Raw genomic sequence first — 14,355 nt, 5'->3', positions numbered from 1 at the left:
CTCCGCGCGGCTCGACGAGACCGCCGGCCCGGTCGCGCGTGCGACGGCCGAGACGGGGTTGGAGCCCTGGCTGCGCCTGAACGTGCGGGGCCGTGACCTCATTGCCACCGGAGAGGCGCCGAACGAGGCCGGGCGCGTCGCGGCCCTCGACAGGCTCAAGCGCCTGCCCGGCCTGCGCCACGTGGTCGGGCGTATCGGTATCGTCGAGGATGCCTCTCCCTTCGTCTGGACGGCGACGCGCACGAGCCCGGAGCGGATCGAACTGACCGGCAACCGGCCTGTCGAGATCGGCCCGCGGGCGCTTGCCGCGAAGCTCGCCCCGGAACTTCCGTCCGAGACCAGGATCGTCGATCAGGCCAAAGCCGCGCGTGGAGCGCCGCCGGACTTTTCCACCGCCTCTGCCTTCGCGCTCGAACAACTGAAGCCGCTGGCTCCGGGCGCCAGCGCCACCATCGCCGACACCACCGTGTCGCTCAGCGGCGAGGCATCGACGGTGGCCGATTACGAGGCCGTCAGGCAGGCCTTGGCCCATCCTCCGACCGGCTTCACCATGGGCAAGGTCGACATCCGGCCGGCGGCGACCCCCGATTTCCGGTTTGCGGTGACCCGCGAGCGTGGCGGCAGCCTCGTCCTTTCGGGGAATGTCGTCTCGGAGACGGCACGCGAGGAGATCCGCGCCATGGCGGACGATGCCGCCGATGGCGCCACGGTGGACGACCGGATGCAGACCGCCCGTGGTCTCGCGGCTGGGATCGATCCGACCACGCTCGGCCGCTTCGCCTTCCGGCTTTCCTCGCTGTTGCAGGACGGCAGCGTCACATTTGCCGATTCGCGCCTGTCGGTCTCGGGGACCGCACTCGACGGGCAGGCCATCGGCGAGGTCGACGCGCTGCTGCGCGACGGGCGACCGCGAGGCACCAGGGCCGGGCCGGTCGATCTCGCCGCCATGCCGCTCTCGCCCTATCGCTTCATGGTCCGGCGCGAGAGCGATGCGGTGACGCTGACCGGGCACCTTCCCGACGGCGCCACGCGCGACCGTATCCTGGCGACGCTGCGACCGCGCTTCTTCCGCGAACGCATCGTCGACAAGAGCCGCATCGCCGAGGGCGCACCGCCCAACCTCATCGGCGCCGTCGAGGCCGGCATCACCAGCCTCGCCATGCTCGCCACCGGCGACATCCGCCTCTCGGACAGGAAGCTCGCCCTGACCGGCGACAGCCTCTACCGCGAGAGTGCCGGTCGGTTCGAGGCCGATCTCGCCCGGCGGATGCCGGCCGGCTGGCAGGCGCAGACCGAGGTGAAGCCGCCGCCCGGCACGACCCTGGACGACCCGGCGGCCTGCCGGAACTCGTTCGACCGCGCGACAAACGGGAGCCGCCTCGTCTTCGCACCCGGCGGCGTCACCCTGAGAGCGGAGTTCTATCCGACCCTCGACGCCGTGGCCTCGGCGGCGAAAGCCTGCCCCGGTCTGCGCATCGAGGTGACGGGTCATAGCGACCCGGCCGGTGCCGCGAGCGCACCGAAACCCGCCCTGGACGCAGGGGTGGAGAACACCTCGTCGGTCGATTCGGGAAAGTCTCGGGACGCCGACAAGGCCTCGAAGCCGGTGGTCGCGAAGGCCGACAAGCCTAATGCGAAGCCCGCCGATCCCAAGCCCGCCTCTGTGAAGGACGGCAAGGACAAGGCGGCAAAGGACAAGGATGCCAAGGCGGAAGCCCCGAAAGAGGCGAAACCGGCGGAGCCTGAACCCGACATCGCTCGACAGCGGGCGCTTGTGATCGTCGAGTATCTGCTCCAGGCCGGCATCCCGGCGGACAGGATCGTCGCCGCGCCCGCCGGCCGCGCCAATGCCACCGGGCAGGGCGTCGGCCTCGCCCTGCGCTCCTGAGAGATCGTCCCGATGCTCCTGCTGTTGACGATTCTCTGGCCCGCGCTCGCCGCCAGCCTTGCGCTGGGCGCCGCCATCGGATGGCACTTCGGACCGCCACGCGACCGGCTTTCGACCGCCATCGGACTCGGACTCGGATTCGGGGCCGTTGCGCTCGCCGGGCTCGCTTTCAGCGGGCTCGTACCGGGGCGCCCGGGCTTCTGGGTGGAGAGCGCGGCGCTGAACCTGGCGGCCTACCTCGTCGGCGCCGGGACCGGAGCCCTGGCGAGACTGGCCCGTCCGTCGCCGCCGAGGGCGTCGGGCCTCGACCGTGTCGGCGGCTCCCCCGACCGTCGCGCTCCATCACCTCGACCCGCTGCCAGTGCCGAGCGGAGGCTTCGAGGGAAAGCTTCGGGATGAGATGGGTCAGGGGAGGATACCCCTTCCGCTCACCGCGCCCCGCGCTGAAGGTCCCCTTCGATCAGCAGCGCACTCTTGCCTTCCAGGCGGCTGCGGTAGACCTGCAGGTTCTCCATCACGCGCTGGACGTAGTTGCGGGTCTCGGTGAAGGGGATGCGCTCGACCCAGTCGATGGGATCGACCCCGGTCCGGCGTGGATCGCCATAGGCGTCGATCCACTTCTTCACGTTGCCGCCGCCGGCATTGTAGGAGGCGAAGGCGAGGATGTAGGAGCCGCGCCAATCCTCCATCAGCTCCCCGAGATGGGCCTGGCCGAGGCGGGCATTGTAGGCGGGATCGCTGGTGAGGCGGTCCTGGTCGTAGGAGGCGCTGACCCGCCGGGCCGTGCGCTGGGCGGTGGCCGGCATCATCTGCATCAGCCCGCGGGCGCCGACGCTGGATTGGGCACGGGGATCGAACTGGCTTTCCTGGCGGGCGATGGCGAAGACCATGGCCTTTTCCACCAGGGGAACGGCGGCGGAGGCCTCGTAATCGGGAATGCCGATGGTCGGGTAGGCATGGGCGTCGAGGGGCAATCCGCGCTGGACCGCGAGCTTGCCGATGGCCACGAGGGCGCGGGAATTTCTCACATCGACGGCGAGGTTGCCGAGCGCGCTGATTTCGGCCGGGTTGGTCAAACGGTTCGCCGTGTCGATGTAGAGCGGCAGCGCCAGGTCCTTGAGCGAAGCCGCCTCGAGCATGCGCAGGGCCCGCGTGGTCAGGCGGTTCTCGAACGCCGTCGCGGCGGCGGGCTCGAGTTCGGAGACGACGCGCAGCGGAAGGCTCGCCTGTCCGAGCTTCGCCCGGGCGAGTTGCCCGTAATAGGCGATGGGCTGGAGCGCCGCGCGCTCGTAAAACGTCTTGGCGAGGCCCGCATCACCCGCCGCCTCGGCGGCGCGGCCCTGCCAATAGGCGACGCGGGCGAGCGAGATCGGCGTCTCGGCGATGGTCGCGGCCTTGGCGAAGTGGCTGGAGGCCCTGGCCGGATCGTCGAGGAAGCGCAGGGCGATCCAGCCCGCATGGAACTCGGCCTCGATCCGCTTCTCCACCGTGCGGCCGCTATGGCCGGCGGCGACCTCGTAGGCGAGGCTTGGATTTCCGATATCGATGAGCTTGCGGGCGACGATCCGGCGCTCGACCCACCATTCGTCGCCATCCACGAGGACGTCGCCGTTGGTGGGGGCGGTGGCGAGGATCGCAGCGGCCTCCACCGGCTTGTCGGCCCGGCGGAGATACTGCGCCCGCGACAGGATGTAGGACGGATCGCTGCGGAGCGACGGTGGCACGGCGTTGAGCGCGGAGGCGGCCGAGGAACTCTTGTCTTCCACGGCGCGGCGGGCGCGGACCAGGCTGGCATAGCCGCCGCCGGCATAGGCAGCGGCCCGGCCGGCCGACTCGTAATCCTCCTTCAGGAGGGCGCGCTCCATGCGAAAGCGGTGATCGACGCGGGTGAGGACACCCGGAAAGGCGTCCATCACCTTGGTCTCGAGGGCGCGCCCGAAGGTCTCGGAGCGCCACAGGTCGCGGACCAGGGAGGCGGCGTCCTCGTCGAGGGCCTCCGCCCGGAAGGCGAGGGCAAGGGCGAACTTGCCCGGAGCGCTCGACGGACGGGTGCCGGCGAAGAAGGCGCGCACGGTCGCCGGGTTCTTGCGCTCGGTGAGAAGCGCCTCCTCGGCGCGGCGGCGCAGGAGCGGACCCGCCGGCCATTCCGGGTTGGTCCGGGTGAAGGAGACCGTGCGCTCGAAGCCGATGCCGGAGCCGGCGCGGATCGCCACCCATTCGAGCAGAGCGAGGGCGGCGGGATCGGTGAAGCCGTCGCGCAGGCGGTCGCCCTCGGACACCTTGCCGCGTCGATAGGCATCGATGGCCTGGCGCAGGGCGGGGAGATCGACATCCGGCGCCACCTGGGCCGCGCGGGCGGGATCGGGCACCTCCGGAACGGGCGCGGCCGGCGTCATCGCCGCATCGGGAAGGGGGAAGGCGATCGGCGCTTCAGGATCGGCGGAGGCATAGGCCTTGGCGGCGGCGGGCAGGGCCTTGCTCGGCGCGGTCTCGGCGCTGCGATCGTCCAGCTTCAAAGCGTCGGCCGCGACCGCATCGGTGGCGGCGGCCCGGCTGTCCGGCACGAGGACGGACGGGGCGACGGCATCGCTCGACGGACGGGTGACGATGTCGTCCCCCTGGCCGGCCGCCACGGGGAAAACCGAGGCCGGCCCGATCCACATCGTCGTCCCCGCCAAGGCGACGGCGAGGGACACGGGGAGGGCGGCACGATAGGAGCGCGTCCAGAACGCCATGGTTCTTCCAGTCCCGTCGGATGCGGACATGCTTAAGCTGTCCCAGAGGGCATTAAGAAGTCATTAACTGCGCCGACGGACCGTTTGCGCGCGTGCAAGCGAGGCCCTATGTCTGCCCGTCCGCGAGAGCGGTGACGCGGCCGGCACACCGGCCCACCGAAAGATCGACGGCCGGGAACGCCAGGATGACCGACACCACGACCCAACGCCTCAAGGGCGCCATGACCGCCCTCGCCACGCCGTTTCGCGACGGCGCCTTCGACGAGGACGCCTTCCGCAAATTCGTGGTCTGGCAGATCGAGCAGGGCATCCATGGCCTCGTGCCCGTGGGCACCACCGGCGAGACGCCGACCCTGAGCCATGACGAGCACGACCGTGTCGTGGCCGCCTGCATCGCCGAGACCGCCGGCCGTGTGCCGGTGATCGCGGGCGCGGGCTCCAATTCCACGGCCGAGGCCGTCGAACGGGCCGTCAACGCGGAGAAGGCCGGCGCGGATGCCGTGCTCGTGGTGACGCCCTACTACAACAAGCCGACGCAGGCGGGGCTCTACGCGCATTTCAAGGCCGTCAACGACGCCATCGGCATCCCGATCATCATCTACAATATTCCCCCGCGTTCGGTGGTCGACATGAGCGTCGACACCATGGCGCGGCTGTATGAGCTCAAGAATATCGCCGGCGTGAAGGATGCCACGGCCAAGCTCGACCGTGTCAGCCTGCAACGCCAAGCCATGGGTGAAGACTTCATCCAGCTTTCGGGCGAAGATGCGACGGCGATCGGATTCAATGCGCAGGGCGGCGTCGGCTGCATCTCGGTGGTCTCGAACGTCGCACCGCGCCTCTGCGCCAAGTTGCAGGAAGCGACCCTGTCGGGCGATTACGCCACGGCCCTGCGGTTTCAGGACCAGTTGCTGCCGCTGCACGTGGGATTGTTCGCGGAATCGAACCCGTCGCCGGTGAAATATGCCCTGTCGCGGCTCGGCCACATGAGCGACGAGGTGCGCCTGCCGCTCCTCACGGTCAGCGATGCCACCAAGGGCATCGTCGACGCCGCCCTGCGCCATGCCGGCCTGATCGACGGCTGATCACCCCTCGCAGGCGAAACGCCGGCGAACCATATGAATGTCGATCGGCCGCATCGCGCGGCCGATGACGGCACCAGATCCTTCCAGACAAGGGGTATCGGCGCGGACAGGCCGATGCTCCAGAACCGACGATGTGATGGCTCCCAAACCGCAAGACACCCGCCGCGTCGTCGCCGACAACCGCGCCGCCCGCTTCCACTACGAGATCTCGGACGTCCTCGAGGCGGGCATCGCCCTGACCGGGACGGAGGTCAAATCCCTGCGCAAGGGCAAGGCGGCCATCGGCGAGGCCTATGCCGGGCCGTCGGGCGACGAGCTGTTCCTGTTCAACGCCTACATCCCGGAATATCTCGAAGCCAACCGCTTCAACCACGAGACCAAGCGCCCGCGCCGCCTGCTGCTCCACCGCAAGCAGATCAACAAGCTCATCGGCGCGACGAAGCGCGAGGGCTACACGGTGGTGCCGCTGAAGATCTACTTCAACGAGCAGGGCCGCGCGAAGATCGAACTCGGTCTCGGCCGGGGCAAGAAGCTCCACGACAAGCGCGAGAGCGCCAAGGAGCGGGATTGGGAGCGCGACCGCGCCCGGATCATGCGCGACAAGGGCTGACCGACGAACGCTCCGTTGACGGGCGATGCCCGCCCTGCCAAGACACCGCCCATGACGACGAGCCCGATCCTATCCGGATTGTATTACGCGCCGCTCCCTTAGCGGCGAGGTGCTTTGTCACGTCTCAACCGCCCCGGTCGTCGGCGGTTGACCCTCTTCCAAGCACCGCTGGCCCCTCGGCTCCATAGAGGTCAGTTCCGTGTCTTTGGCTACGTCCCCTTCATCACGCATCACCGTCGGGATCATCGGATTCGGCGCGTTCGGCCAGCTGATCGCCCAACATCTCGGGCGGTATTTCCCGCTGCGCGCCTACGATCCCGCCCTGCCGCAAGGCGACGATATTCAGGCATCTCACGGGCAGCACGAGTCCCGTCTCCTGGAAGACTACGGCGTTCACACATCTCGCGGGATGCGCGGGTGCCGTCTCTTGGAAGGAGAGGGACAGGGTGAGGTGTGTGACCTTTTCGGAGGCGGACCACACCTCACCCCAGCCCTCTCCTTCCAGGAGAGGGAGCCCGTCGCGCCTCATGTCGAACCCGCCTGGGTAGGGAGAACGACCGGCGACCAGATATGTGAATTCAGTACGCAGAAAGGGGCGAGGAAAGCCGGGGTGCGGCTCGGCTCGCTCGCCGAGACGGCCACCTGTCGCGTCGTCGTCCTGGCCGCTCCGGTCTCCAAACTCGCCGAGGTGGTCTCCGCCATCGGACCTCACCTGCGGCCGGGCGCCCTCGTCCTCGATGTAGGTTCGGTGAAGATGGTAGCCGCGAGGATCATGGCAGACGGGTTGCCCGATCACGTCGAGATCGTCGCGACGCATCCGCTCTTCGGACCGCAGAGCGCGCGTTCGGGCGTGAAGGGGCTGAAGATCGCCGTATGTCCGATCCGGGGGAGGGGAGGCCGGCGTGCCGCGGCTTTCCTGCGCAAGCAGCTCGGCCTCGACGTCATCCTCACGGACCCGGAGGCACATGACAGGGCCGCCGCCTCGGTCCAGGGGCTGACCCATCTCATCGCAAAGGTCTTCGTCGAGATGGAGCCGCTGCCGACCCGCATGACGACGAAGAGCTTCGACCTGCTGATGCAGGCGGTCGGCATGGTCAGGCACGATGCGCCGGAAGTCTTCGATGCGATCGAGCGCGCGAACCCCTATGCGGCGGATGTCCGCCGCCGGTTCTTCGCGCACGCCTCGCGGTTGGAAGCGGAGCTGTCGGCTCAGGGCGCGGACGCCACGGGCTGAGAGCGATGCTCCAGATAGGTGCCGAAGAGGCGGTCTGCCGCGCTTCCCCGGTGACAGATGTCGTTACTGTTCGGTCGCGTCGTCGCCCTGGCGGATACCGTAGCGGGTTTCCAGACCGGGATTGGGACGCGCCGCCGGCCGTTCGGCCACGTCGCGCGGCAGGTCTCGTGGAATGTCTCGCGGCAACTCGCGCGGACCACGCGCCGGACCGTCGCCCTGGCTTCGGACGCCACGCTCGCCGGGGTCGCGACCGACCCGGGGAATGAGATGGACGAGGTCGACGAACTCGTCGGCCTGCCGACGAAGGTCGTCGGCAATCATGGCCGGCTGTGTCTGGATCGTCGAGACGACGGTGACGCGGACGCCGCGCCGCTGCATCGCTTCCACCAGGGAGCGGAAATCGCCGTCGCCGGAGAACAGCACCATGTGGTCGATGCGGGGCGCGAGCTCGAGGGCATCGATGGCCAGCTCGATGTCCATGTTGCCCTTGATCTTGCGACGGCCGGCGGAATCGGTGAATTCCTTGGCCGGCTTCGTCACGACCCGGTAACCGTTATAGTCGAGCCAATCGATCAGCGGACGGATCGATGAATATTCTTGATCTTCCACCATCGCGGTGTAGTAGAAAGCTCGTATCAAATTATCGCGAGCCTGAAATTCCTTGAGCAGCCGGCGATAGTCGATATCGAAACCGAGTGCCTTCGTCGCCGCATAAAGATTTGCCCCGTCTATGAACAGGGCGCTGCGCTGTTGTGCGCTCATTGAATGATCCATTTTCTCATCAGATTTTTCACATGTAAGGCAAGAAAGTCCGAAAGCTCAACGCTTCACCAGAAGACTTGCAAACCCGAATGCTTGATAACGCGAAGAATTTGATCCTAATAATCAAATCATAAATAAAACCAAGAATTAGCGGGCCACCGGAGCTACCCGCCTATCATATCCTTTGTTATTGTCCGAGCGCGGCGCTTGTCAACCATGACATGTATGCAATCACCAGAGAAATCGAATGAAAGCTAGGTCTGCCTACAATATTCCACTTTGCGCAACTGATATGCCTAATTGCATGCCAGAAAAACGACTACCTTAAGTTTCTAATCTTGCTTAGGATCAGCCCGGTGCTTTCACTCGGCTGCCGGGCTTGACGGCAGGCAGCGCGGCGAGTTCCGGCGGCAGCGCATCCGCAGGATAGACCGGAATGTCGAGGGTGACCAGGGAGACCATGGGAAGGCCGATCTCGCCGCGCCCGCCCGAGCGGTCGATGAGACACGCCGCGCCGATGACCTCTCCGGCCTCGGACTGGAGGGAGGCGAGGCATTCGCGGGCGGAGAGGCCCGTGGTCACGATATCCTCCACGATCACCGCGCGCTGGCCGGCCGGGATGCTGAAGCCGCGACGAAGGGAGAATGGCCCGCCGGGATCGCGTTCGACGAAGATGGCGCGCGCCCCGAGATGGCGGGCCGTCTCGTAGCCGGGCACGATGCCGCCGATGGCGGGGGACACGACGATGTCGATGGGGCCGAAACGGGCGACGATGACCTCCGCCAGGGCCTTGCACAGTCGCTCCGTCCGGACCGGGTCGGAGAAAATCGCCATCTTCTGCAGGAAGACACCGGAATGGAGCCCGGAACTGAGGACGAAATGCCCTTCGAGCAGGGCACCCGCCTCGCGGAATTCCGCGAGCACCGCGTCTGGCGTCATGAGAAAAGTGTTCCTAGAATGAGACGGTCCGGCGGCGTTTGTGGCAGCGTGGACCACGAGGCGCAAGGCGCCCCGACCCGCCGGGGGCCTTCCCACACCAAGGCCTGGTAAACAGAGCGTTACGCGGCGGTGATGGCCGACGACGCGTCGCGGGAGCCCGGCCGTTCAGCCGTTGACGCGGTCGACCCTGCTCACGGTGCGCTTGCCCCGCAGCTCGGCGACGATGGCGTTGAGGTGCTTCAGGTCCCAGACGGAGAGGTCGATGACGATCTCGGTGAAATCCTGGGTGCGCCGCTTCATCGAGACGTTGTCGATATTGCCGTCGTGATCGGCGATGACCTGCGCGATCTGGGCGAGGACGCCGGGCTCGTTGATCGATTGCAGGGCGAGGCGCGCGGGAAACCGCTCGCTCCCTCCCGCCTCGACGTCCCAGCGCACGTCGAGCCAGCGCGCCGGCTCGTTGTCGAAATCGGCGAGCGCCGCCGACTGGATCGGATAGATCGTCACCCCGACGCCGGGCGTCAGGATGCCGACGATGCGGTCACCCGGCACCGCGCCGCCATTCGGGGCGAAGCTCACCGGCAGGTCGTTGTCGAGACCGCGAATCGGGATGGCGTCGGCACGGCCCATATCGGCGGCGCCTTCGGGGAAGGTCAGGCGCATGGCCTGCCCCTTGGCGAGGCTGAGACGCCCCGCCCCTCCATCCATGGGCTGCTGCAGCGCGGCCGGGCCCGTGCGACGCTCCTCCTTGTGGTCGGGATAGACCGCGCGCACCACGTCGCCCGAGAACATCTCGCCACGGCCCACCGCCGCGAACACGTCCTCCGTGCTCTGGCGCGCCAGACGGGGGAGCGCGCCCCGCAGCTTGTCCTCGGAGAAGCTCTTGGCCGCCCGCTCGAAGGCGCGGTCGAGGATCTGGCGGCCGAGGCCGGCATATTGCCGCCGCACGGCCGAGCGAGTCGCCCGCCTAATCGCGGCGCGTGCCTTGCCGGTGACCACAAGGGATTCCCAGGCCGCCGGAGGCGATTGCCCGTCGGCCCGCGCGATCTCGACCTCGTCGCCATTGACGAGCTCGATCAGCAGCGGCGCCATGCGGCCGTTGATCTTGGCCCCCACCGCCGTGTTGCCCACATCGGTATGGACCGCATAGGCGAAATCGATGGGCGTCGCGCCGCGCGGCAGGGCGATGAGGCGCCCCTTCGGCGTGAAGCAGAACACCTGGTCCTGGAACAGTTCGAGCTTGGTGTGTTCGAGGAACTCCTCCGGGCTGTCGCCCTCGGCCAGGAGCTCGATGGTCCGCCGCAGCCATTGATAGGCGCCGCTTTCCGTGGCGAGGCGCGGATGGACGCCGCCGATCTCGTCCTTGCCGCCGCTCTCCTTGTAATGGGCATGCGCGGCGATGCCGTATTCGGCGATCTCGTCCATGGCCGCGGTGCGGATCTGCAGCTCGACGCGCTGGCTCTTCGGCCCGATCACCGTGGTGTGGATCGAGCGGTAATCGTTCTGCTTCGGGGTGGAGATGTAATCCTTGTAGCGGCCCGGCACCATCGGCCAGGTGGTGTGGACGACGCCCAGGGCGCCGTAACATTCGGACAGGGATTCCACGATGATGCGGAATCCGAAGATGTCCGAGAGCTGCTCGAAGGCGACCGATTTGCGCTCCATCTTGGCGGAGATCGAGAAGGGCCGCTTCTGCCGCCCGGTGACCACGGCGTTGATGCCCTGCGCGGCGAGCTTTGCGGTGAGATCCCGCTCGATGCTCTCCACCAAGCGCTCCGACTTCACCGCGAGATCGGCCAGCCGCTGGGCGATCGTCGCGTAGATCTCGGGCTTGAGGTTGCGCAGCGCGAGGTCTTCGAGTTCCTCGCGCAGTTCCTGCATGCCCATGCGGCCGGCGAGCGGCGCGTAGATGTCCAGCGTCTCCTGGGCGATCCGCTCGCGCTTCTCCGGCTTCATGTGGTGGAGCGTGCGCATGTTGTGAAGGCGGTCGGCGAGCTTCACCAGCAGCACGCGCACATCCGCCGCCACAGCGAGCAGGAGCTTGCGGAAGTTCTCACCCTGGACCGCGCGTTTCGACACGAGGTCGAGGCGCTTGAGCTTCGTCAGCCCGTCCACCAGGGCGCCGATCTCGGGGCTGAAGAGCTCGCGGATCTCGTCGAGGGTGGCGGCCGTGTCCTCCACCGTGTCGTGCAGGACGGCGGCGACGATGGTGGCGTCGTCGAGCCGGAGATCGGTGAGGATCGCCGCGACTTCGAGGGGATGGGCGAAGAAGGGATCGCCCGAGGCCCGCTTCTGCGTGCCGTGAGCGCGCATGGCGTAGACATAGGCGCGGTTGAGAAGGGCCTCGTTCACGGCGGGGTTGTAACGCCTCACCCGCTCCACGAGCTCGTACTGGCGCATCATCCGCCGCAACACCCTTCACACATCGTGACTGCCCGCCTTTGTCTTATGTTGTCCCGCATCGCGGCCGGGCACGCCAGACCCATGGCGCCGCATGACACCGGTTTCTCGCGCCGAAAAACGAAAAACCCGGCGCATGGCCGGGTTTTCGCGAGATTGTCAGTCAAACAGGATCGTCAGTCGAAAACGGGTCGTCCGATCACTCGGCCTCTTCGTCCGTCTCGGTGGGCGGAGCGAGGTTCTCGAGGCCGCGCAGCAGATCCTCTTCGCTCATCCGGTCGAACTGGACGGCGCCGTCGTCGCTGGAGGATTGCGGCGCCACGGCGGCGGCGGCGGGCGAGCTCGACAGCAGCGGCACCGTCTCGGCCTCCGGCTCATCGACCTCGACATATTTCTGCATCGAATGGATGAGCTGTTCCTTGAGGTCGTCGGCCGTGATCGTCGCGTCGCCGATTTCGCGCAGCGCGCAGACCGGGTTCTTGTCGCGGTCGCGGTCGATGGTCAACGGCGCTCCGGCGGCCAGCAAACGGGCGCGGTGGCTCGCGAGCAGGACGAGCTCGAAACGGTTCTCGACCTTGTCGATGCAGTCTTCAACGGTGACGCGAGCCATGCGGGAGGGCTCCTTCCATAGACCGGGAATGTAGAGATTGATCCGGCTCCATACACCGCCTCGCGCGGCGCAACAAGCGCGACCAGCATATTGCATCCGCCGCCCACACGGGCAGCACGTTCGGGACCTGCGTTCCATCCCGGCCCGGGGCCGCTGCTTATCGCCAGGGCGACAGCACTCCGCCCCACGGTTATGCGTGGCCCTGGTCAAGCTCATGCGAGCCTTCGCATGGCGATTGGAAGAGGGCCCAAACCTCATGACGAAGACGCTCAGCCGCCGCGGCCTGTTCAGCTGTGCCTGCCATCTCGGCGCAGCGGCCTTCGCCGCCACCGCCATGCCGAATCTCGGTCTGGCGGCCAGCCCGTCCACGAAGAAGACGGACCTGACGGCCGACCAGGCCCTCGAGCTGCTGAAGGAAGGCAATCGCCTCTACAAGACCGACAGCCCGGTGCGCTCTGTGCAGGGCCGCGACCGCCGGATCGAGATCGCCCTCGGGCAGACGCCGTTCTGCGTGCTGGTGAGCTGTTCGGATTCCCGCGTCTCGCCGGAGATCCTGTTCGGGCGCGGTCTGGGCGAGCTCTTCATCGTCCGCAATGCCGGCAACACCGCCGATACCGCCGCCCTCGGGTCGGTGGAATACGCCGTGTCGCAGCTCGGCGTTCCGCTGGTGCTGGTCATGGGCCACAGCCGCTGCGGTGCCGTGCTGGCGGCGGCCGACGTGGTGGAGAACAACACCGTCTATCCCGGCTCCATCGGCCGGATGATCGAGCCGATCGTGCCGGCGGTGCTGTCCGCACGCGGCAAGCCCGGCGACTTCATCGAGAATTGCGTGCGCGCCAATGTCGACCGGGTCGTCACCCGTATGCGCACGGCCTCCGAGCCCGCCCTCCTCGATCCGCTGAAGGCGGGCAAGCTGCGCATCGTCGGCGCCTCCTACAGCCTCGATACCGGGGTGGTGGACTTCTTCAACGAGGCCTGACCCGGCCCGCGATGGCGGCGCCTCGTGTTGACACCCGGAGCGGGCGGTGCGACTGCGCCGCCCTTTCCGTGCGAGAACATGACCATGGCGCGCGCATTCATCTTTCCAGGCCAGGGTAGCCAGGCCGTGGGCATGGGCCGGGCCCTGTCGGAGGCCTTCCCCCAGGCGAGGGCGGTCTTCGACGAGGTCGACGAGGCGCTCGGCCAGTCGCTCTCGACACTGATGTTCGAGGGACCGGTGGAGGAACTGACCCTCACCGCCAACGCCCAGCCGGCCCTGATGGCGGCCAGCATCGCCACCCTGCGCGTACTCCAGGCGACACGCGGTCTCGATCTCGTCCGCGACGTGGCGGCGGTGGCCGGCCATTCCCTCGGCGAATACACGGCGCTCGCCGCCGCCGGGACCTTCACCCTGGCCGATACCGCCCGCCTGCTGCGCATCCGCGGCGAGGCGATGCAGGGCGCGGTGGCGCCCGGTGCCGGGGCCATGGCGGCCCTCATCGGCGCAGATGCCGAACTGGCCGGCTCCGTCGCCGTGGAGGCCTCCGAGGGCGAGGTCTGCGACGTCGCCAACGACAACGGCGCGGGGCAGGTGGTGCTCTCGGGCGCGAAGGCCGCCGTGGAGCGCGCGGTGGCGATCGCGCAAGCGCGCGGGATCAAGCGCGCGGTGATGCTCAACGTCTCGGCGCCGTTCCACTGCTCGCTGATGGTGCCGGCGGCCGAGGCGATGCAGGACGCCCTCACCCGGGTGGCGATGAAGCCTCCCCTGGTGCCGGTCTATTCCAATGTCTTGGCCGCGCCGGTGCTGGAGCCGGCGGCCATCCGCCAGGCCCTCGTCGCCCAGGTGACGGGCACCGTGCGCTGGCGCGAATGCATCGCCGCCATGGCCGCCTCCGGCATCGATCAGTTCCACGAGATCGGCACGGGCAAGGTGCTCTCCGGCCTCGTCAAGCGGATCGCCCCCGGCGCCACCGCCACCCCCGTGGGCACGCCCGACGACGTGGCCGCCTTCCCGACGCTCAGCTGACAACAGGATTGCCCATGTTCGACCTGACCGGCCGCAAGGCCCTCGTCACCGGCGCGACCGGCGGCCTCGGCGGCGCCATCGCCCGGG

At 68.0% G+C, this 14,355-nt stretch carries 13 protein-coding genes; 7 read left to right on the top strand and 6 right to left on the bottom strand.

Translation table 11 applies throughout. The annotated features are described in order from the left end of the window. Together FV220_RS20395 and FV220_RS20390 are read left to right on the top strand one after the other, a co-directional pair. Positions 1–1,888 (top strand): BON domain-containing protein (locus FV220_RS20395; protein WP_147833028.1); only part of this gene is annotated, 1,888 nt, incomplete at its 5' end. A gap of 12 nt (positions 1,889–1,900) precedes the next feature. Next, complete coding sequence (locus tag FV220_RS20390; protein ID WP_147833027.1) at positions 1,901–2,287, top strand: hypothetical protein; 387 nt, start codon at positions 1,901–1,903, stop codon at positions 2,285–2,287. A gap of 29 nt (positions 2,288–2,316) precedes the next feature. Here FV220_RS20390 and FV220_RS20385 read toward each other — a convergent pair whose 3' ends face one another. Beyond that, a complete protein-coding gene (locus FV220_RS20385; protein ID WP_147833026.1) occupies positions 2,317–4,623 on the bottom strand; it encodes a lytic transglycosylase domain-containing protein in 2,307 nt (768 codons plus the stop codon). A gap of 185 nt (positions 4,624–4,808) precedes the next feature. Here FV220_RS20385 and dapA point away from each other — a divergent pair, with 185 nt between their 5' ends. Together dapA and smpB are read left to right on the top strand one after the other, a co-directional pair. Next, positions 4,809–5,708: a 4-hydroxy-tetrahydrodipicolinate synthase gene (dapA, locus tag FV220_RS20380; protein ID WP_056146379.1), complete on the top strand. Its 900-nt coding sequence runs from the start codon at positions 4,809–4,811 to the stop codon at positions 5,706–5,708. Positions 5,709–5,844: 136 nt separating this feature from the next. After that, a complete protein-coding gene (gene smpB / locus FV220_RS20375) occupies positions 5,845–6,318 on the top strand; it encodes an SsrA-binding protein SmpB (protein ID WP_018044478.1) in 474 nt (157 codons plus the stop codon). Positions 6,319–6,541: 223 nt separating this feature from the next. On the opposite strand, the gene FV220_RS25645 is transcribed toward smpB, so the two are convergent. Continuing rightward, the gene (locus tag FV220_RS25645; RefSeq protein WP_156462997.1) at positions 6,542–6,682 is read right to left on the bottom strand and encodes a hypothetical protein; all 141 of its coding nucleotides are present in this window, start codon (positions 6,680–6,682) and stop codon (positions 6,542–6,544) included. 45 nt (positions 6,683–6,727) lie between these two features. Here FV220_RS25645 and FV220_RS20365 point away from each other — a divergent pair, with 45 nt between their 5' ends. Then, positions 6,728–7,552, top strand: coding sequence for a prephenate dehydrogenase/arogenate dehydrogenase family protein (locus FV220_RS20365; protein WP_281406097.1), 825 nt, complete (start codon positions 6,728–6,730; stop codon positions 7,550–7,552). Positions 7,553–7,615: 63 nt separating this feature from the next. On the opposite strand, the gene FV220_RS20360 is transcribed toward FV220_RS20365, so the two are convergent. The 4 genes from FV220_RS20360 to rpoZ all read right to left on the bottom strand — a co-directional run bounded on the left by FV220_RS20360 (position 7,616) and on the right by rpoZ (position 12,263). After that, positions 7,616–8,314, bottom strand: coding sequence for an NYN domain-containing protein (locus tag FV220_RS20360; RefSeq protein WP_018044475.1), 699 nt, complete (start codon positions 8,312–8,314; stop codon positions 7,616–7,618). Between the two features lie 348 nt (positions 8,315–8,662). Further along, positions 8,663–9,253, bottom strand: a complete 591-nt coding sequence (gene pyrE, locus FV220_RS20355; protein ID WP_056146384.1) for an orotate phosphoribosyltransferase — start codon at positions 9,251–9,253, stop codon at positions 8,663–8,665. Positions 9,254–9,418: 165 nt separating this feature from the next. Then, positions 9,419–11,656 (bottom strand): bifunctional (p)ppGpp synthetase/guanosine-3',5'-bis(diphosphate) 3'-pyrophosphohydrolase, encoded by a 2,238-nt coding sequence (locus FV220_RS20350; RefSeq protein ID WP_018044473.1) that lies wholly within the window; start codon positions 11,654–11,656, stop codon positions 9,419–9,421. Between the two features lie 196 nt (positions 11,657–11,852). After that, entirely contained in the window at positions 11,853–12,263 is a 411-nt protein-coding gene (gene rpoZ / locus FV220_RS20345) for a DNA-directed RNA polymerase subunit omega (protein WP_018044472.1), read from the bottom strand. A 256-nt stretch (positions 12,264–12,519) separates the two neighbouring features. Between rpoZ and FV220_RS20340 the strand changes: the two genes are divergently transcribed. Further along, positions 12,520–13,242, top strand: a complete 723-nt coding sequence (locus FV220_RS20340) for a carbonic anhydrase (RefSeq protein ID WP_018044471.1) — start codon at positions 12,520–12,522, stop codon at positions 13,240–13,242. Positions 13,243–13,326: 84 nt separating this feature from the next. Next, on the top strand, positions 13,327–14,268 hold the full coding sequence (gene fabD, locus FV220_RS20335) for an ACP S-malonyltransferase (RefSeq protein WP_056255793.1): 942 nt from the start codon (positions 13,327–13,329) through the stop codon (positions 14,266–14,268). The last annotated feature ends 87 nt before the right edge of the window (positions 14,269–14,355 follow it).

Source organism: Methylobacterium sp. WL19 (assembly GCF_008040005.1).
GTDB lineage: Bacteria > Pseudomonadota > Alphaproteobacteria > Rhizobiales > Beijerinckiaceae > Methylobacterium > Methylobacterium bullatum.
This window is presented reverse-complemented; position numbering and strand designations above follow the sequence as displayed.